Origin of the sequence: Streptomyces sp. NPDC020489, from assembly GCF_044386545.1 — a bacterium.
Lineage (GTDB): Bacteria > Actinomycetota > Actinomycetes > Streptomycetales > Streptomycetaceae > Streptomyces.
In genome coordinates, this window is the sequence record NZ_JBIRUZ010000015.1 from 91,247 (window position 1) to 110,019 (window position 18,773).

19 protein-coding genes are annotated in these 18,773 nt (G+C 71.5%); 3 read left to right on the plus strand and 16 right to left on the minus strand.

Annotated features, from left to right (window positions below; all coding sequences use genetic code 11):
- Positions 1-94 precede the first annotated feature (94 nt).
- On the plus strand, positions 95-613 hold the full coding sequence (locus ACH41F_RS33340; protein ID WP_391239877.1) for a GNAT family N-acetyltransferase: 519 nt from the start codon (positions 95-97) through the stop codon (positions 611-613).
- A 93-nt stretch (positions 614-706) separates the two neighbouring features.
- Positions 707-1,048, plus strand: coding sequence for a PASTA domain-containing protein (locus tag ACH41F_RS33345; RefSeq protein WP_398838842.1), 342 nt, complete (start codon positions 707-709; stop codon positions 1,046-1,048).
- A 251-nt stretch (positions 1,049-1,299) separates the two neighbouring features.
- On the opposite strand, the gene ACH41F_RS33350 is transcribed toward ACH41F_RS33345, so the two are convergent.
- The 4 genes from ACH41F_RS33350 to ACH41F_RS33365 are packed head-to-tail and all read right to left on the minus strand — an operon-like array spanning position 1,300 to position 5,984.
- Entirely contained in the window at positions 1,300-1,995 is a 696-nt protein-coding gene (locus tag ACH41F_RS33350; protein WP_398838844.1) for a demethylmenaquinone methyltransferase, read from the minus strand.
- Positions 1,992-3,308, minus strand: a complete 1,317-nt coding sequence (locus ACH41F_RS33355; RefSeq protein WP_398838846.1) for an acyltransferase — start codon at positions 3,306-3,308, stop codon at positions 1,992-1,994. Before ACH41F_RS33355 ends, ACH41F_RS33350 begins: the two co-directional genes overlap by 4 nt.
- The gene (locus tag ACH41F_RS33360) at positions 3,305-5,581 is read right to left on the minus strand and encodes a bifunctional polysaccharide deacetylase/glycosyltransferase family 2 protein (RefSeq protein WP_398838848.1); all 2,277 of its coding nucleotides are present in this window, start codon (positions 5,579-5,581) and stop codon (positions 3,305-3,307) included. The genes ACH41F_RS33355 and ACH41F_RS33360 overlap by 4 nt, the downstream gene beginning before the upstream one ends.
- A gap of 19 nt (positions 5,582-5,600) precedes the next feature.
- Positions 5,601-5,984 carry a hypothetical protein gene (locus tag ACH41F_RS33365; RefSeq protein WP_398838849.1) on the minus strand — a complete coding sequence of 128 codons (384 nt, stop codon included), beginning with the start codon at positions 5,982-5,984 and terminating at the stop codon, positions 5,601-5,603.
- Positions 5,985-6,291: 307 nt separating this feature from the next.
- On the opposite strand from ACH41F_RS33365, the gene ACH41F_RS33370 reads away from it, so the two are divergent.
- Complete coding sequence (locus ACH41F_RS33370; protein ID WP_391239892.1) at positions 6,292-7,311, plus strand: chitinase; 1,020 nt, start codon at positions 6,292-6,294, stop codon at positions 7,309-7,311.
- Positions 7,312-7,342: 31 nt separating this feature from the next.
- On the opposite strand, the gene ACH41F_RS33375 is transcribed toward ACH41F_RS33370, so the two are convergent.
- The 12 genes from ACH41F_RS33375 to ACH41F_RS33430 all read right to left on the minus strand — a co-directional run bounded on the left by ACH41F_RS33375 (position 7,343) and on the right by ACH41F_RS33430 (position 18,757).
- The gene (locus tag ACH41F_RS33375; protein ID WP_398838851.1) at positions 7,343-7,786 is read right to left on the minus strand and encodes an imidazolonepropionase-like domain-containing protein; all 444 of its coding nucleotides are present in this window, start codon (positions 7,784-7,786) and stop codon (positions 7,343-7,345) included.
- 7 nt (positions 7,787-7,793) lie between these two features.
- Complete coding sequence (gene mqnC / locus ACH41F_RS33380; RefSeq protein ID WP_391239898.1) at positions 7,794-8,993, minus strand: cyclic dehypoxanthinyl futalosine synthase; 1,200 nt, start codon at positions 8,991-8,993, stop codon at positions 7,794-7,796.
- A gap of 90 nt (positions 8,994-9,083) precedes the next feature.
- Positions 9,084-9,812 carry a prepilin peptidase gene (locus tag ACH41F_RS33385; protein WP_391239901.1) on the minus strand — a complete coding sequence of 243 codons (729 nt, stop codon included), beginning with the start codon at positions 9,810-9,812 and terminating at the stop codon, positions 9,084-9,086.
- Complete coding sequence (locus ACH41F_RS33390; RefSeq protein ID WP_398838853.1) at positions 9,809-12,775, minus strand: BTAD domain-containing putative transcriptional regulator; 2,967 nt, start codon at positions 12,773-12,775, stop codon at positions 9,809-9,811. The genes ACH41F_RS33385 and ACH41F_RS33390 overlap by 4 nt, the downstream gene beginning before the upstream one ends.
- A gap of 226 nt (positions 12,776-13,001) precedes the next feature.
- Positions 13,002-13,469, minus strand: coding sequence for a TadE/TadG family type IV pilus assembly protein (locus tag ACH41F_RS33395; protein WP_398838854.1), 468 nt, complete (start codon positions 13,467-13,469; stop codon positions 13,002-13,004).
- The gene (locus ACH41F_RS33400) at positions 13,466-13,888 is read right to left on the minus strand and encodes a TadE/TadG family type IV pilus assembly protein (RefSeq protein ID WP_398838856.1); all 423 of its coding nucleotides are present in this window, start codon (positions 13,886-13,888) and stop codon (positions 13,466-13,468) included. The genes ACH41F_RS33395 and ACH41F_RS33400 overlap by 4 nt, the downstream gene beginning before the upstream one ends.
- Complete coding sequence (locus tag ACH41F_RS33405) at positions 13,889-14,326, minus strand: TadE/TadG family type IV pilus assembly protein (RefSeq protein WP_391239911.1); 438 nt, start codon at positions 14,324-14,326, stop codon at positions 13,889-13,891. It lies immediately after the preceding gene.
- Positions 14,327-14,367: 41 nt separating this feature from the next.
- Entirely contained in the window at positions 14,368-14,619 is a 252-nt protein-coding gene (locus ACH41F_RS33410) for a hypothetical protein (protein ID WP_391239914.1), read from the minus strand.
- Positions 14,620-14,689: 70 nt separating this feature from the next.
- Positions 14,690-15,613 (minus strand): type II secretion system F family protein, encoded by a 924-nt coding sequence (locus ACH41F_RS33415; protein ID WP_398838858.1) that lies wholly within the window; start codon positions 15,611-15,613, stop codon positions 14,690-14,692.
- Positions 15,610-16,584, minus strand: a complete 975-nt coding sequence (locus ACH41F_RS33420; RefSeq protein WP_391239919.1) for a type II secretion system F family protein — start codon at positions 16,582-16,584, stop codon at positions 15,610-15,612. The genes ACH41F_RS33415 and ACH41F_RS33420 overlap by 4 nt, the downstream gene beginning before the upstream one ends.
- Positions 16,584-17,891, minus strand: a complete 1,308-nt coding sequence (locus ACH41F_RS33425; RefSeq protein WP_391239922.1) for an ATPase, T2SS/T4P/T4SS family — start codon at positions 17,889-17,891, stop codon at positions 16,584-16,586. The genes ACH41F_RS33420 and ACH41F_RS33425 overlap by 1 nt, the downstream gene beginning before the upstream one ends.
- On the minus strand, positions 17,888-18,757 hold the full coding sequence (locus ACH41F_RS33430) for a hypothetical protein (RefSeq protein ID WP_391239925.1): 870 nt from the start codon (positions 18,755-18,757) through the stop codon (positions 17,888-17,890). The genes ACH41F_RS33425 and ACH41F_RS33430 overlap by 4 nt, the downstream gene beginning before the upstream one ends.
- Positions 18,758-18,773 lie beyond the last annotated feature (16 nt).

Genomic DNA, 18,773 nt, shown 5'->3' on the forward strand with positions numbered 1-18,773 from the left:
GGGATCTCCCCAAGTTCGACATCTGCGTGCCGACCGGCACTGGACATGGGCAGTCTATTCAGCACGATTGATCACCCGGCTGAAGGGTTGCCCCGTGAACCGAGCTCTCCCCGCAGTACGGCTGCGCGTCCCCACCGACGAGGACGCCGTCGCCTGGCACCGGCTCTTCGACGACCCGGAGGTCATGGAGTTCCACGGCGGCAGGTCGGCGGAGTTGTCCGTCTACGAGGAACTCACCGCCCGCCAGCGCCGGCACGACGCCGAGCTCGGGTTCTGTCTGTGGACCGTGGTCGACGAGGACGAGCGGGTCATCGGGTTCACCGGGGCCCAGCCGTGGCCGCGGGACTGGGGGCCGACGGGTGAGATCGAGATCGGCTGGCGGCTCGGGCGCGCGTACTGGGGCAAGGGGTACGCGACGGTCGCCGCGCGGATGACGCTGGAACGGCTCCGGGCGGCGGGCGTCAGGAACGTCGTGGCGATGGTCAGACCCGGCAACGAGCGGTCCGTCGCGGTGATCCGGCGCCTGGGCATGGAGCCGGCGGGGACGTTCCCGCACCCGCGGCTCGCGGAGGACGCGCACTGCTACCGCCTGGACCTGACCCCCACGCCGTGACTCCAAGTAGCCGTCGGCTACAGAAAGACACCTGACGCTTCCGGCCGACACCCCTGTGCGGTTACGCTGCCCGTACCGCTGGGGGTGACATCCGTGCGTACAACACCCGCGACACCCGAAGTGCGCGTACCGCGCCTGGTCGGCCTGATGGCCGTGGACGCCCGCGAGACGGCCCGGGCGCGGGGCCTGCTCCTCAGCGCGCCGGACCGGCAGGACCTCCCGCTCGCCGTGGTCGACCACGTCGTACGCCAGTACCCGCAGCCCGGTGCCGAGGTGCCGCGGGAGTCGATGGTCTACGTGTGGTTCGACCTCGGCCCGGGTGACGGCGGCGGAGGCATCCGCGAGCCGCGCCCGCCGAAACGGTCGGGCGGCGGACTGCGGCGCGAGCTGGACGAGCCGGGAGACCCCTGCACGGTCGGACCGGGCCCGTCCTGAGTCCCCCTCAGCGCGCACCCCGGGGCCCCGGCCCCGCCGAGCCTTTGACGCACCAAGGGTCCCCTCGGCCCCCGCGGGCCCGGCGCACCCCGGGACCTCGGCCCCGCCGAGCCCTTGGCGCGCCCAGCGTCCCCCTCAGCCCCGCGCCGAGCCCCCGGCGCGCCCAGCGTCCTCCTCCGCCCAGCGCCGAGCCCCCCGGCGCACCCAGCGTCCCCAAGGCCCCCCGTATGCCCACAGGCCCCAGGAGGGCCTCAGCTCGCCTTGAACCCCCGGTGCAGGGCCACCACGCCGCCGGTCAGGTTCCGCCAGGCCACCTTCGACCAGCCGGCCTTCTTCAGGTGCTCGGCCAGCGCGGGCTGGTCGGGCCAGGCGCGGATGGACTCCGCGAGGTAGACGTAGGCGTCGGGGTTGGAGGAGACCGCGCGGGCGACCGGCGGCAGGGCGCGCATCAGGTACTCGGTGTAGACCGTGCGGAAGGGCGCCCAGGTCGGGTGCGAGAACTCGCAGATCACGACCCGGCCGCCGGGCTTGGTCACCCGGTACATCTCGCGCAGCCCGGCGTCGAAGTCCTGCACGTTGCGCAGCCCGAAGGAGATCGTGACCGCGTCGAAGGTGTCGTCCTTGAAGGGCAGCTTCGTCGCGTCGCCCGCCGTCAGCGGCAGCCACGGGTGGTTCTTCTTGCCGACCCGGAGCATGCCCAGCGAGAAGTCACAGGGGACGACGTACGCGCCGGTCCGCGCGAACGGCAGGGACGAGGTGGCCGTACCGGCCGCCAGGTCCAGGATCTTCTGCGCGGGCCGGGCGTCGACCGCCTTGGCGACCTCCTTGCGCCACGCCCGGTCCTGGCCGAGCGACAGCACGTCGTTGGTCAGGTCGTACCGTTCCGCCACGTCGTCGAACATCGAGGCGACTTCGTGCGGCTGCTTGTTCAGGGAAGCGCGGGTCACGGGCCCATTCTTGCAGCCCGCCCTCCCGGCACGAGCCGGGGCTTCTTCTTCCCGGCCACGTCCTCCACCCAGCCGCACACCAGCACGAACGCCGCGATCAGCACCCAGCCGACCCCGAACATGAACCACTGGCTCTCCAGCGGCAGATACGTCTCGAACGCGGGCACGTTCCAGAACTGGTCGATCAGGGGTACGGCGAGGATCAGGGCGATCTCGTGCCAGAGGTAGATCGTCACCGCGCGCGCGTTGAAGACCGTCACGACCCGGTCGAGCCTCGGGAAGCGGGTGAGCCAGGCGAAGTCGATCCGGAAGTACGCCTTGGCCCACATCAGCAGCATCACGTACCCGGCCGACCAGAAGGCCTGCGCCAGCGGGATCTCGTCGAGGTCGTAGGTGCCGACCTCGCCCTGGTGCGCGAAGGCGTACCAGCCGCCGTAGCCGAGCGCGGCCGACGACAGGGCGACCACCAGCGCCGGCCGCAGCCGCTGGAGCACGCCGTCGCGGTGCGCGAAGCCGAGGATCCAGCAGAAGAGGTACGTGGAGAAGTCCCACATCTCGTTGCCGAGCCGCCCGTCGGGGCCGGACCACACGAGGTTCAGGACCAGGATCGGCGCGAGGGACAGGAAGAGCACCGGGAGCGGGGCGAGCCGGAACACCTTCAGCAGCAGGGGGGACAGCAGCACGAACCAGAGGTACGTCCGCAGGTACCAGAGGATCTCCCAGGCCTGGACGCCCCACTGGCTGCCCGGCGGGTCACCGAACGGCACGATCCAGTAGACGAGGTCCCAGTGCGGTATCCAGCCGTGGACCAGCATCGCCAGGACCACGAAGAAGCCCCAGAACCAGAAGGGGGGCAGGAGACGTCGGAGGCGGCCGCGCACCACCGTCAGCGGCGGCCGCTGAAGCGACTTCGCCATCAGGGTGCCGGCCAGGCCGAACATGATCCCCATGGAGGGGAAGACCAGGCCGCACCAGGCCCACCCGAAGGTGTGATAGGTGACGACCCGGATCAGGGCGACCGCCCGGAGCGTGTCGAAGTACCGGTCGCGACCGGCGGAGGGGGCCTTCGGCTTCTCCTCCGCCGCCCCCTCCCCCGGCTCCGGCCCGACCGCCGCCTCGGGTTCCGGCTCCGGCTCTGGTACCGGCTCCGGCTCCACGACCGGCAGCGGCGCCGTGGCCTGCCCGTGGTCCGGGTACCGGGGCTGCTGGCCCCCGTACCCGTACCCGTAGCCGTACTCGTAGTCGTACGCGTAGCTCTGCTGCTGGTGGCCGGGCTGGTGCCCGGACTCGTAGCCCTGCTGCTCCCAGCTCATCGGCCCGCCCCCGCCGGGGTGCCGACCTCGCCGGTCCGCTTCAGCTTCTGCCAGCGCAGCCGGCCGCCCGTGAGGGCCGTGATGCAGGAGTGGATGAGGACGAGGTACATCATCTGCCGGTAGGCCAGCTGCTGGAGCGGCATCATCAGCAGGTAGCGGTACTTCTCCCGGTCCAGCCGGAAGGCGTAGGCCGCGCAGACCAGTTGGACCGCCAGCACCGCGAACCAGGCCAGCAGCGCCGCCTTGAAGTCGATGAAGATCATCGAGTACGCCGTGAAGACGTCGATCAGGGGGGCGAAGACCGGTGTCACGATCTGGAAGATCACCACGAGCGGCATGCCGACCCTCCCGAAGCGGCCCGAAGGCCCCTTGTCCGTCAGGGACTTGCGGTGCTTCCACAGCGCCTGCATGGTCCCGTACGACCACCGGTAGCGCTGCGACCACAGCTGCTTGAGCGAACCCGGCGCCTCCGTCCAGGCCTTGGCGTGCTCCTGGTAGACGACCCGCCAGCCCGCCCGGTGCATGGCGATGGTGATGTCGGTGTCCTCGGCGAGGGTGTCCTCGCTCATCCCGCCGACCTCGAGGACCGCCTCGCGCCGGAACGCGCCGATCGCGCCGGGGATCGTCGGCATGCAGCGCAGCAGGTCGTACATGCGGCGGTCCAGGTTGAAGCCCATCACGTACTCGATGTGCTGCCAGGCGCCGATGATCGTGTCGCGGTTGCCGACCTTGGCGTTGCCGGCGACCGCGCCGACCGCGGGGTCGGCGAAGGGCTGCACCAACTGCCGTACGGTGTCGGCCTCGAAGACGGTGTCGCCGTCCATCATCACGACGATGTCGTGACGGGCGCTGCGGACCCCGTTGTTGAGGGCGGCGGGCTTGCCCGCGTTCTCCTGGCGGATGACCCGGACGTTGGTCATGCCGAGTGCGCGGGCGGCGTCGCGGGCGATCTCGGAGGTGCCGTCGGTGGAGCCGTCGTCGACGACGATGATCTCGATCGGATGGGTGCTCTGCGCCAGCGACTTCAGCGTGTTGGCGATGCACTCCTTCTCGTTGTACGCCGGGACGATCACGCTCACCGGCCGGCTGACCGTGGGACCCCAGCTGAACCGGCGTTTGTTGCGCTGTCTGTAGTGGCGGCGGGCGAGGAGCAGCATCATCCCGAACCGGCCCATGACGGCGACCCCGACGACCATGAGGCCGACCGACAGGGTGGGGACGGCGTACTCGGCGACGGCGACGGCCGCGAGCAGGGCCTTGCCCTCGTAGAGGGTCGCGCCGGTGGCCTCGCGGTGGGCGGCCTGGAGGCTGCCCGCGCCGGTGGCCGCGGCTCCGGGCCGCTCTCCGTTCCCGGCGGCCGGCGCGCCCGCCTGCTGCTGCCCGGTGGCCGTCTGCTCCGCGGCCAGCACTCCGCTGATGGTGGTGAAGGTGTACCCGTCCGCCCGCATCTTCTCGATGTACCGGGGCAGTGCCTTGATCGTCTGCGAGCGCTCGCCGCCGGCGTCGTGGAAGAGCACGGACGCGCCCTTGGACTTGGTCGGCGTCGCCCACTTGACGATCTTCGCGACGCCCGGCTTCTTCCAGTCGTCGCTGTCGGTGTCGACGAAGACGCTGGTGTAGCCGTCCGCGCCGAGCTTCTCGTAGACCGGCCAGCTGTAGTTGTCGATGGCGTCCGTCTCCGAGGAGTAGGGCGCCCGGAACAGCGTGGTGGTGATGCCGGCCGCGCCCGCGAGCGCCAGTTGGGTCTGCTGCATCTCCCGGTCGACGCGGGCGTCGCTCTGGTAGGAGAGGTCGACGTGGGTGAAGGTGTGGATGCCCACCTCGTTCCCCTGCTCGACCATGTCCTTCACGATGTCCGGGTAGCGCGACACCATCGAGCCGACCACGAAGAACGTGGCGGGCACGTCGTACTTCTCCAGGGTCTCCAACACCTGTGGCGTGTACGTCGGGTTGGGGCCGTCGTCGAAGGTCAGCGCGATCGTCTTGTCCGGGACGGAGACGGTCGTGGCCTGTCCGCCGCGGAAGGTCAGGATCGGGCCGCCGTTCAGGATCGCGTCGGGGACCTTGCTGGAGCTGGCCCCGTCGCGGACCCGCTGGTCGCCGCCGACCTCGGCGCGCAGATAACCGTCGAGCAGCATCACGCTGGTCAGTGCGAGCAGGAGCAGCCCCGCGAGCAGGACGCGGGGCTTCTGGAGCGCCGCGGCCCGGCCCGCCGCCCGGCCGAGCCGGGAGGGGGCGCGGCGGCGGCCGCGGGAGGGAGTCGTCGTCGTCATAACGGTGGCTGCGCTCCGGTCAGTTCGCGGTCACGGTCGCGGAGGCGGACGGTGTGGGCACGCCCGAGGGCAGGACGGGCGGCGAGCCGCTGGGCCGCACGCTGTCGCCGATGCCGCCCTGGGGCTCGGTGCCGGGGCCGTTCTGGGCGCCCGGACCGCCCTGGCCGCCTCCGAAGGGCAGCAGCGAGGACGGGGTCGAGGCGCCGATGCCCATGAAGGCCAGGCCCAGGACGACGGCGTACCCGACACACAGGACGCCGACGAGGAGACCGATCCGGCGCAGCAGCCGGGAGCGGCGTCCGGAGTTGTCAACGAACACGGGCCCTTCGGCGGACTCGTTGCCGCGGCGTTTGCGACGGCGACCGCGTGGGGTGCGGTTTTCGATGGCAGGCTCGGAATGCATTCCCCGGACGTTAGAGAGTCTTTATGTGTCCAAAACCCAGGGATTGTTGTGAGGCGCGTATGAGAAACGCCTTCACCTGTCGCTTCCCTGAGAGGTTGCTGGAAACCCTGCGCAACTCCAGCGGAGCGGAAGGGTTCTGATTGTCCGCTTTCGGAAACCGAATGGCCCGATTTGCTCCCCCATTCCCATGGGCTCGCTGTGCGCATTCTGTCCCCGTGGAACTCAGGCCGGTGTGAGACATTTCCACTCGGCCGACACGGTTTGTTTCCGTCCTGAGACAGAGATCACGAGAGCGGGTGCAGGGAGAATGCGGCGTTTCCTGAGGTCGGCGGCAGGGCTGAGTTGCCTGTTTGCCCTGGCCACGGCGGGATGTTCGGCCGACACCGGCACCCCGTCCGACGCGGCACCCACCACGACGTCGGCACCCCCGACGAACAGTCCCTCCGGCGCCTCCTCCGGCACCTCCTACGCCCCCTACGTCAGCGCCACCGAGGCCTCCGCCAACGACGCGGCCGGCTCGCCGACGACGTACAACCTGGCCTTCGTGATCGCGGACGGCAGCACGTGCACGCCGACCTGGAACGGCACGCACGCCATCGGCGACTCCTCGGTGGCGTCCCGGATCTCGCGGCTCAAGAAGGACGGCGCGAGCGTCCGCGTCTCCTTCGGCGGCGCCTCCGGCAAAGAGCTCGCGGAGAGCTGCGACAGCGCCTCGGAGCTGGCCGAGGCCTACGGCACGGCACTCGACGCGGCCGGCTCCGCCCAGGCCGACTTCGACATCGAGGGCGACTCCCTGACGGACACCGAGTCGGTGGAACTGCGGTCCGAGGCCATCGCGTTGCTCCAGGAGGAACGCGGCGACCTGACGGTGTCGTTCACGCTGCCGGTGATGCCCTCGGGGCTCGACGACGACAGCCTCGCGCTGCTGGAGTCCGCCAACAACCGTTCCGTACAGGTCTCGACGGTCAACATCATGACCATGAACTACAGCGAGTCCCACGACGGGGACATGGGCGACTACGCGATCGCCTCCGCCAAGGCCACGCACACGCAGCTGATGGACGTCTTCGGCACGTCCGGGGCGACGGCGTGGCGAGCGATGGCGCTGACCTCGATGATCGGGGTCAACGACGTCGACGGCGAGACGTTCACCCTCTCCGACGCGGCCCAGGTCCGGTCCTACGCCGAGGAGAAGGAGATCGCCTGGGTGTCGATGTGGTCGACGTTCCGCGACCAGGAGTGCGGCGATGACGGCGACGAGCTGACGAACTGCAGCGGGGTGGAGCAGAGTTCGGGCGCCTTCGCGGCGGCGTTCGCGGAGGACTGAGGGGCGCTGACCGCCGGCACCGAGGGGCCGCTCAGCGCCTGCGGTGGACCAGCCGGCCGGAGCAGACGGTCGCGACGCACTCGCCGTCGTCGAAGACGGCCAGGTCGGCGCGGCCCACTTCCACGATGGCGGTGGTCTGCGTGCGGGGGAGCACGACCACGTCGTTGCGCTCGGCGGCGGCACGGAGTTCGGGGGTGTCGGCGTACTCCGCGAGGACCGCCACCGCACCCGACTTCAGCACGGCGTGGATGCGTTCCCGTGGTGTCGGGGCGTCCGGGAGCGGCCCCTCGTGGACACGGGCGGGTCCGAGGACGCCGGGCCAGACGCGGACCCGGGCGCCCGGGAACCGCGCCCGCAGCTCCTCCAGCGTCCCCACCGCACCGACCCGGTCCCGCCCCACCAGCACGGCGCCGTTCCTGATCGGCTCCGAGGTCCAGGTGCAGCGGACCTCGTCGGCGGCGTGAATGGTCTCCATCGGCGGGCTAGTTGGACGCGAGGATCTTCAGCTCGGGGTGTGCCGTCCCGCCCTCGATGGCCGTCGAGGAGATGTGGGACTGCACGCGCGCGTCGACCGGGTCGTTCGCCGGGTCGTCGTGCACGACGAGGTGCTCGTACGTGGTGGAGCGCTGGGCCGGGACCCGCCCTGCCGTACGGATCATGTCGATCATTTCCTGGAGGTTGGAGCGGTGTTTGGCACCGGCCGCCGAGACGACGTTCTCCTCCAGCATCACCGAGCCGAGGTCGTCCGCGCCGTAGTGCAGCGTCAGCTGGCCCGCGTCCTGGCCGGTGGTCAGCCAGGAGCCCTGGATGTGCGCGATGTTGTCCATGAAGAGCCGGGCGACCGCGATCATCCGCAGGTACTCGAGGATCGTGGCCTGGGTGCGGCCCTTCAGGTGGTTGTTCATCGGCTGGTACAGGTACGGGATGAAGGCCCGGAAGCCGCCCGTCCGGTCCTGGGTGTCACGGATCATCCGCAGGTGCTCGATGCGCTCGGCGTTGGTCTCGCCGGTGCCCATGAGCATGGTCGACGTCGACTCCACGCCCAGCCGGTGCGCGGTCTCCATGATCTCCAGCCAGCGCTCGCCGGACTCCTTCAGCGGCGCGATGGCCTTGCGGGGGCGCTCGGGCAGCAGCTCGGCGCCCGCGCCCGCGAAGGAGTCGAGCCCGGCGGCGTGGATCCGCTGGATCGCCTCCTCGACGCTCACCTTCGAGATCCGCGCCATGTGCTCGACCTCGGACGCGCCGAGGGAGTGGATCACCAGCTGCGGGAAGGCCTGCTTGATGGCGGCGAAGTGCTCCTCGTAGTACTCCACGCCGTAGTCCGGGTGGTGCCCGCCCTGGAACATGATCTGCGTGCCGCCCAGCTCCACGGTCTCCGCGCAGCGGCGCAGGATGTCGTCGAGGTCGCGGGTCCAGCCCTTGTCCTTGGCCTTCGGCGGGGCGTAGAACGCGCAGAACTTGCACGCCGTCACGCAGACGTTCGTGTAGTTGATGTTCCGCTCGATGATGTACGTCGCGATGTGCTCGGTTCCGGCGTACCGGCGGCGGCGTGCGGCGTCGGCGGCCGCGCCCAGCGCGTGCAGCGGGGCGTCGCGGTAGAGGTCGAGCGCCTCCTCCGGAGTGATCCGCCCACCGGCGGCGGCGCGGTCGAGGACGGACTGAAGGTCGGCCTTCTCGGTCACCGGAGCGTCCCTTTCGTCAAGGGTTGTGGACGGAACCGTCCGTGGGGACGGACCACGCCAGCCTACGCCAGCCCCCTTGCCCGACCGACGTCAGGCCGCGTAGGCCCCGATCAGCACCCCCACGAGCGCTCCCGTGATCAGGAACGGCCCGAAGGGGATCGCGGTCCTGCGCCCCGCCTTGCGCGCGACGACCAGCGCGCCGCCGTACAGCGCGCCCAGCAGGAACCCGGCGAAGGTGCCCAGCATCACCGTCGGCCAGCCGTACCAGCCGAGCACCGCGCCGAGACCGAGGGCCAGCTTCACGTCGCCGAAGCCCATGCCGGCGGGGTTGATCAGGAACAGCACGAAGAAGGCGAAGCCGAGCGCGAGGGCGCCGTAGAGCGCGGTCAGCCATGCGCCGGTGTGCTCGGGCACGAAGGAGACCGCGCCCAGCAGCACGGGTGCGGCGCCCGCGAGCGACAGGGTCAGCGGGTCGGGCAGCCGTTGGACCCGCAGGTCCACGACGGCGAGCAGCACGCCGAGCGGGGCCAGCAGCAGCCAGACGCCGATCTCGGGCCGGGTGCCGGTGGCGGCGGCGAGGGCGGCGCAGACGAGGGCGGTGACGGCGGCGAGGAGGGGGGCCGAGGGGCCGTGGGCCGGTGCGCCCTCGCACTGCCGGCAGCGTCCCCGCCCGAGCCACCCCGTGATCGGGTGACCGGCGGGACAGGCCTCGCGCCAGGCCTCGCCCGCCGGCACGGAGAACCGGAAGGCGGCCTTCGGCAGGAACGCGCCCGCCGCCGCGCCCCAGAGCGCGGCGGCGACGATCAGCAGGAGGGTCATCCCACGGCCGCGACGCTCTCGCGCCACGTCGGCAGCAGCTCGTCGAGCAGTGCCTCGGTGCGCGGCGGCAGTCCGCGGGACCCGCTGCGGGCGACGAGGTCGGCGGCGAGGGCCTGGAGCCGGGCGGCGTCGCCGGTGGCGTGGGTGGCGCGAAGCAGTTCGTGCCAGAGCCGCTCGTCGGCGGGCGCGGAGTTCAGGGCGGCGCCGAGGGCCTCGATGGCCTTCTCCGCGCGGTCCTTGACCAGGTGGAACTCGGAGAGCGCGAGGCCGATGTCCGCGACCAGCAGCGGGAGTTGGGCGTCGACGATCTCGTGGGTGAGCCAGCGGTAGCGCCCCTCGGGCCGGTCGGCGAGGAGCGGGCCGCGCACCAGCACCAGCGCGTCGGTGAGCAGCCGCCCGCGCACCACCCGGCTGTCGACCCCGCGCCCCTGCGTGGCCTCGTGGTACAGCGAGCGCAGCACGTCCAGGTCGGAGACGACGGACTTGGCGAGGGTGAGCCGTCCGGTCGCGTCGGTTGTGAGCCGCGGGCTGCCGTCGGGGTCGGTGCCGAGCCAGGTGCGCAGCCGGTCCAGGAGCGCCTCGCGGACGTCGTCGGTGACACCGCGCGGCCACAGCGCGGAGGACAGCACGCGCGGGTGGACGCCCTCGCGGTGCAGGAGCAGCAGGGCGAGCGCCTCGTGGAGGAGGGCGCTGCGGTCGCCGTCGGGGGTCTCCAGGCCGATGATCTCGTACGGTCCGACGAGCCGCGCGTACACCGCGGGCCGCCCCTGCTCGCTGATGTCGACGAGGAACGGCGGCGTGGTGGTCGGGCCCTGCGGGTCGCGGTCCGGGTCGGAGTCGACGAACAGCTCCACGACCGCGCGCTGGAGGGGCACGGGCAGCAGCTGGGCGTCGAGTTCGAGGCCGAGCAGCGGGGCGAGCAGCTTGCCCTCGCCGGTGATCTCCATCTCCCAGGCGGCGCCGGGCAGATCGCCGCTCGCGGTGCCGACGAGGTAGCCGATGCCGAGCCGGCCGGCGTCGGCGGCGAGCTCGGCGAGCTTCATCGCCTCGTCGGCGGAGGGCTCGGCGGCGAGCAGGACGAGATGCGGGGCCCAACGGGTGTGCTGGGCGGGCCCGGTGCGGCCGGTGAGCACGGAGTCGTGTCCGGCGGCGCCGAGCGCGCCGCGCCGCTGCCGGGTCTCGGCCTCCATGGTCTCCAGGAGGTCGTCGATGCCGTCGAGGTGCCGCAGCCGGTTGGGCGCGAGCGGGGTGAGGTCCTCGCCGAAGCCGACGAGGGTGATGGTCATGCGGTCCGACCAGCCGTTGGTGGCGAGTTCGGCGGCGACGGAGGCGAAGACGGCGGCGCGGTCGGTCTCGCTGCCGCTCAGCGAGACGAGGCCGGGCACGGACTCCAGGTTGAGCAGCAGCCGGGAGTCGTCCATGGTGCCGAGGCTGACCAGGCCCGGGTAGGGGGCCGCGGCGTCGACGTCCTCGTACCGCTCGGCGTCGGTGCGCGCGAGCATCCAGAACGTCGGGTCCTGGCCGAGCTGCCAGGGGGCCGGCGGGTTCCCGGACGGCTGGGCGAGCTGGAGGTGGAGGTCGCCGTTGTTGCCGAGCCAGGTCGCGTAGACGGTGGGCAGGGGGCGGGACTCGGCGGCGAGGGACGCGGCCAGTCCGCGCAGGGAGCGGTCGAGCAGGCGTACGCCCTCGGGGTCGGCGCCGACCAGAAGGGCGTCCTGGGCGTTGGCGGCGTCCCCGGTCGGGGTGGGCGGTTCCATGCCGCGCCGCCCGCTGACGGCACCGAACGCCGACTGCCACAGGGCCTGGCGGCGGCGCCGTCCGAGGGCTCCGAGGAGACCGGCGGCGAGGAGGGGGGCGCCGACGAGGGCCTCGGGGAGACCGAATCCCTCCTCGGCGGAGCCGGCCTGCGTCTGCTGCTGGTGGCCGGGCCGGTCCGGGGCGGGGCGCTGTTCGGGGAGGGAGACCCGGCCGGCGCCGGTGCCCCCGCCCTGGGCGTGGCCGCTGCCGCCTCCGGCGTGGTCACCGCCGGCCTTGGCGTAGTCGTGGAGCTGCTGCTGGGCGGCGGAACCGCCGGACGTCTCGGGCATCTCGACGAGGTCGCCGCCGCGGGCGTCACCGGGCATCTCCATGATCCAGCCGGGCCGGATGAGGCTCGCCTCGGACAGCTTGGAGCCGTCGGGCTGCACCCGGTCCTTGTTGAGCTCGAAGATCTCCTTGTACCGGCGTCCGTCACCGAGGTGCCGTTCGGCGATCTCCCAGAGGGAGTCGTGGTGACGGCCCTCGGGCGGCTGGATCCGGTAGTACTTCGTGTCGCCGGTCTGGGCCGAGCCGCCCCCCGCGTCGGCGTGCGCGGCGGCGTGGGTGGCCTGTTCGGCGAGGGCGGCGGCGGTGCTGGCGGCCTGCTCCTGCTGCTGGGCGAAGAGCCCGCCGCCGGGGGTCTGTTCGGCCGCGGCGACGCTCCCGCGCTGGTTGCCCTCCAGGCTGTGCCCGAGCTGGGACAGCCCGGGGGTGAGGCTGGCAGCGGTGGCTCCGACGAGCAGCAGGGCGGCGACGAGCTGCCGGGCGAGGAGCTGGCTCGGCCCGGCGCCGGGGACGCGGCCGGGGACCCCGATGCCGGAGACGGCGGCCTTTATCTCCACGAGTACGCAGGCGGTGAACTGCGCCCAGGCGAACCAGACGATGACGGTGAGGATGTTCAGGAAGGTGCCGGTGGTGATGGGCCTCTGAAGCCACCCCAGCTCCGGCATCCCGCTGGGCAGCGGCCACCCGACCGCCACGGCCAGCGCACCCGGTACGCCCACCACCAGCACGGCCAGCGCGACGAACGCGAGGAACGCCTTGACGAAGTCCCCGAACGTACGCCGCCGGATCCGCACGGCCTGCGGGGTCCGGTTCCTCGGGGTGGACGAGGCGGTCGTGTTTCCCGTCGAGCTTGACGAGCTTGAGCTGCGGCGTCGTGCCATGGCGGGCGTCCTGGGGTCGTGTGGCGAGGCTGTGGGGTGAGGGGGTACGGGGAGTGCAATGAGACTACAGAGATCTTATGTAAGGAGTCGAAGCCCGGGCAGGGGCCTGTGGACAACCACCGGCCGGGATCCCTGACGGCCTGCGCGACATGCCCGAGTCGCAGATGCGGCCCCGCCCCTCGGCGGGCACTCCTCGCACCTGCCACGCCCGGCCGTCACGCTCCCGTCACCCGACCTGGTTCTCCGCCACCGCCTGCCCGTGGACGATCACGTCACCGCCGTAGAACATGCCGATGAACACCGGCGAGTACGTCAACCGCACCTCGACCTGTACCTGTTGGGTGTCGGCGGTCACGCAGTGGGTGCCGGCGATGTCCGCGGCGGACATGTCCATCTCGCGGGCGAAGGCCTTCACACGGGCGTCGCAGTTCTCGTAGTTGATCGGGGCGTCGCCGCCCTCGTTCTCGTACAGGGCCTCGGTGTCGATGTCCTGGGCCGCGTAACGGGCCGCCTGTTCGGCGATGTCGGCCGCGCGTTCCCGTTTCGAGATGGACAGGCCGCCGTCGATCACGAACGCCGACAGGGACAGGAACACGAGGGCGAAGATGATGACCGCGCCGGCGCCGGAACCGCGGTCGTCCAGACGGGACCGGCGGGACTCCAGCCAGCGAAGAAAAGGCGTCACCTTCCTCATCCCGCCTTCCTCTTGAACGGGTCCAGCGGGGCCGTGAAGGAACCCGACATCGTGGTCGTGATGTCGAGGCCGAGCATGCCCAGGCCCTTGACCCGGCAGCTGACCTCGACCGTGAAGAGCTCGGCGTCCTCGAAGCCCGCGCTGGTCTTGTCGACCGTCACCGGGCCGACGCAGACGTCGGTCAGGTCGGCCTCGGCCGCCCGCCGCGCCTCGGCCATCGCGTTGCCGACGTCCCACTGGAGCGAGCCCGCGCGGGCCGCGTCGCGGGCGGCGCCGTCGAGGGCGCCCCGGCCCTCCACCATCTGCCCGAAGGCGACCAGGACGAGGATGAAGAGGATCATCACCGGGGCGAGGATGACCACCTCGATGGCGGACAGGCCGCGGTCGTCGTCCCGCAGGCGTCGCTCGAAGGACGACATCTAGTTCCCGTCCTCCGTCACGAACCGCTCCACCGGCCCCACCGACTGCGCGTGCACGGTGAGATCGAGCCCCGGGAACACCGACGGGACACGCGCCGTGATCTCCACGCCCACCGTGTTCTGCTCCGGCTGGAGCATCGCCACGTCCGGCGACAGCACCAGTCTCGGGCCGAGTTGGCTGATGTAGTCGTCCACCACGTCCCGCGCCTTGCCCCGCCACGCGCCCGGCTCGTCGTGTGCCGTGGCGCGCGCCTTGCGGGCCCCCGCCTGGGCGGCCGCCTGGGCCACGTGGTCGGCGAAGAAGTACAGCGCGAACTGCACGGTGGCGAAGATCATGAAGAACAGGACGGGGGTGAGCAGCACGAACTCGATCGCGGTCATGCCGGAGTCGCCGCGCGTCATGGCGGCTTCCCGTCTGCGGCGTACCCAGGCCCGCATGTGCTGCACCAACCCCCCGTGCCCTCGTGGAATCCCCTGCCTCAGCAGGTGCCGGACGCCTGGGCGCCGTTGATGCAGTCCTCGACCTTCTCGGCGCCGCCCTCGAGCGCCCGGTTGATGATGGCCGCCACCACGCCGACGATCGCCACGACGACCGCGGAGATGATGACCCACTCGACGGCGGAGGCACCGCGGTCGAGTTCGCCGGAGCGGGCGCGCTGGACGCGGCCCTGGAGGAAGGTGACGAGGAAGTCCACTGCCGGGATACCCGTGCTGAAGTTCCGCTCGGTCATGGTCAGTTGTCCTTTCAGGAGGCTTTGTGGAGGTGAGTCGGCATCAGACGTCGGTGTCGGGCGGTGGGCTTCAGACCTGGAAGACCCGCATGGCGGCCGGATAGATCAGGAACACCAGGAAGCCGGCGCACAGCAGCAGCTGCGCGACGAGCATCGACTGGGACTTCTCGCCCGCGCTGCCCTCGATCTCGGCCATCTCGCGGTGCCGCATGGTCTCGGCGCGGGAGGCGAGCGACTCACGGACCTTCGCGCCGTCGTCCGCCACCAGGGCGAGGGAGGCGGAGAGGTCCTTCAGCTCCTCCACGCCCAGTTCCTCGCCGAGCAGGCCCAGCGCCTGCCACTGGCTGATGCCGGTGATACGGGCGTCGGCGAGGGCGTTGCGGATGCGCTGGGTGGCCCAGCCGTCCGAGATCTCAGCCGCCGCCATCAGCGCCTCGGGCAGACCGCGGCCACCGGCGAGGCTCATGGACACCAGGTCCAGGTAGGCGCCGATCACGCGCCGCAGGTCCCGTCGCTTGGCGGCGGCGTCCCGCCGTACCTCCAGGTCGGGCAGGAAGAAGAACAGGGCCGCGCACAGCAGCGCCAGCCAGACCGGGACGATCGGGCTGTCGGCCAGCGCCAACGCCCAGACCACGGCGAACAGCATGGGGCCGAAGAACAGGCCCACCGTCGCCAGCAGCACCTTCGTCGCCAGGAACTTCTCCCAGCTGCGGTCGAGAACCGCGAGGTCCGCGCGCAGCGAGCGCTGCTCCCAGCCCTGCTGCACATAGAACTCGGCGACGCGCAGCCCGACTTCGGCCCGCAGCGAGCCCAGGCGCCCGGTGTCGGCGGCGGTCCGCGGAGTGTCGTACGACGCTCCGCGCGCCCGCATGGCGTCGATCCGCGCGACCTGCGCGACGGCGCTGCGCTTGGTCGGCATGAGGGCGCGGACCAGGACGTAGATGCCGAGCCCGATGACGGCGCCGACGACGACCGGCATGGTGATGTCACTCATCGGCGTGCCCCCTCTTCCGGAAGCGTCTGTGGGGACGGTGTGCGCGGGCGGACGAACTGGACGTTCGACCCGTCCCTGACCAGGAAGCGTTCGGGTGTCTCGATCGTCGACAGCTTGCGCAGCCACCAGAAGCCGAGGGCGAACAGCCCGCAGACGACGGCGAGGACGACCTGGCCGATCGCGGTGCCGTACGGCTCCACGAACTCCCGGTTGAACACGGACAGTCCGAGCACGAAGGCGACCGACACCGCGACGACGATCTGCACCGAGCGCCGGGTGGAGGCCCGTTGCGCCATCACGCGGTTGCGCATGTCGACCTCTTCGCGCGCCGACTTGGCGAGCGCGCCGAGCACCTGGCGCAGACCGGGGCCGCGGAGGCGGGCGTTGAGGATGAGGGCCGCGACGATGATGTCGGCGGAGGCGTCGTCGATCTCGTCGGCGAGGTGCTGGAGCGCGTCCGGCAGTGGGGTGCGGGACCGCAACCGGTCGACCAGGGCGTCCAGATGGGGCCGCAGCACCGGGGCCGAGGCGCGCGCGGACGCCGGGATCGCCTGCTCCAGACCCACCGCGCCGGCGATGGTGTCCCGCAGCGACTCGGTCCAGCCGGCCAGCGCCTCCACCCGTTTCATCGCGGCGCGTTCCTCGGCGGCACCGCCGAAGAGGCGGTCCCAGAAGAAGACGAGGACGCCGGCCGCGATCCCGGCCACCGCCCACTGGGTGAGCAGCAGCACGGCGATGCCGATGATGGCGGCGAGCGAACCGCGCTGCCCGGCGAACCGGATCAGTTCGTTCGCCCGCTCGGCGGCCTTCTGCTTCTCGTGCTCGGGTTTGGCGGGCATTCCGCGTACGGCGACGGTGAACAGCGCGATGCCACCGCCGACGGCGACACCGGAGGCGATCGAGTACAGGACGGTCGTGGAGAACAGCCCGCCGAGGGATCCCAGCGAGTCCAAAGCCGCGAGATTCGTCATCATCCCCACGCTCCCGTGGGCCGGTAGCCCTGTGCGATCAGGTCGTCGACGCAGGCGATGGGCGCGTGCGGCACGATCCGGCCGTCGTGGGCCTCGGCGAACACCTCGCTGGACAGCACGCGGCCGTCCACCCCGTTCACCTCGCGGATGGAGGTGACCATGCGCTGAAGGCGCCCGCCCGTCTGGTAGTTGTTGCGCCGCTGGATGAACACGACGAAGTTCACGGCGCCCGCGATCAGCATCTGGCTGGCCTCGATGGGCAGCCGCTCGGAGGCCTGCAACGCGTACGTGGAGATGCGGTTGAAGACCTCGCTGGAGCTGTTGGCGTGGATCGTGGACAGCGAGCCGTCGTTGCCCTGCGACATCGCGTTGAGCATGGTCACGATCTCGTCGCCGAGGACCTCACCGACGATGACGCGCGAGGGGTTCATACGCAGTGACCGGCGCACCAGCTCCGCCATCGAGATCATGCCCTGCCCTTCGGAGTTGGGCAGCCGCTCCTCGAACGCGACGACGTTGGGGTGCAGGTCGGCGAAGGTGTCGAGCCCGAGTTCCAGGGCGCGTTCGACGGTGATGAGGCGCTCGTGCGGCGGGATCTCGTTCGCCAGGGCCCGCAGCAGCGTGGTCTTGCCGGCGTTGGTCGCGCCCGCGATCATGATGTTCTTGCGGGCCCGCACCGCGCACGCCAGGAAGTGCGCGACCTCCGGGCTCAGCGTGCCGTTGCCGACGAGGTCGGAGATGAAGACCTTGCCCATGCGCGCGCGCCGGATGGACAGCGCCGGGCGCCGGGTGACGTCCATGACGGCCGACAGACGCGAGCCGTCGGGGAGCCGGAGGTCGAGCTGGGGGTTGGCGGAGTCGAAGGGCCGGGACGACAGGCCCGAGTACGCGCCGAGCACCTGGATGAGCTCGATGAGTTCCTCGTCGGACTCGGCGACCGGGTCGCCCTTGACCTCGCGGCCGTCGGAGTAGCCGACGAAGACCTGGTCGTACCCGTTGATGTCGATGTTCTCGACCTCGGGGTCGTCCAGCAGCGGCTGGAGCCGCCCGACGCCGAAGAGCGCGGCGTGCACCGCGGCGGCGTACTGCTCCTCGGTCTCCGCGTCCAGAGGGGTGCGCCCGGCGTTGATCTCCGTGCGGGCGTGGTCCTCCAGGATCTGGGCTATGACCGCGCGGGCGTAGTGCCGTTCGTCCTCGGGGGACATGGGGGTGACGCCGGACACCTGGTCCAGGCGCCGCTGCTCGGCGATCCGGTCGCCGGCCTCCTGGCGGAACCGCTTGACCAGTTGATGGTCGACAGCGGTCATCGCCCGGCCCCCGCACGGCCGTTCAGGTCGCCGTGCATCTGACCCTGCTGGGCCTGGGTGGACACGGACCAGGCGGCGCCGTACTGCTGGTAGAGGTCCGAGGTGACCTTGCGGGCACTGCGGATGAGCAGCGACTTGTCGAGCCGTCCGCGCCTGCGGCCCGCCAACTGCTCGGCGCCGGCCGGGTCGTCGGCGATGGTGCCCACGACACGGGCGCCGGTCTGGGCGTGCACGAGCATGTCGTTGACCTGGCCGGAGATCTTCGCCGCGTTGTTGGTGTCGGCGATGAGCACGACCCCGATCATCGGGTTGCCCATGGTCGCGACCCCGCGCTGACCGCCGTGCAGCTTGTTGCCGAGGGCGGCGGCCCGGTCCCGGACCCGGGCGATGGCCTCGGGCTCGGTACGGGAGATCAGCAGCACGAGGGCGGCGTGCGGGAACAGCTCCACGGCGGGCGTGTCACCGGCTATCCGGCCGCAGTCGGCGATGACGTCGGCGGCCGCGTTCGGGGACTCGGCGAGCGCGGCGAAGGAGTGCCCGAGCGTCGGCCAGAGCCCGGCGAGACCGGCGGCCTGCTCGGCGTTCCCGAGCCCCACGAGGACTTCGAGGCCACCGCTCAACGGCTGGACGTGGTCCCAGAGTTGGTCGGGCACCAGGCCGCGGCGCGCGGTGGCCGCGATGGAGAGCATGCCGGTGTTCGGGTTGAGCGGCCCGCCGTGTGCGGCGGCACTGCGGTAGACGAGGTCGCCGCCCGCCGGGTCGGTCTCGGCGAGCAGGGCACGCCGCGGCCAGACCGCCGCGAGGGCGACGGCCGCGGTGGTGACGCCGGGGGAACCCTTGTCGGCGGCGAGAGCGATGAGCGCCATGGGTCGGGGGCCGCCT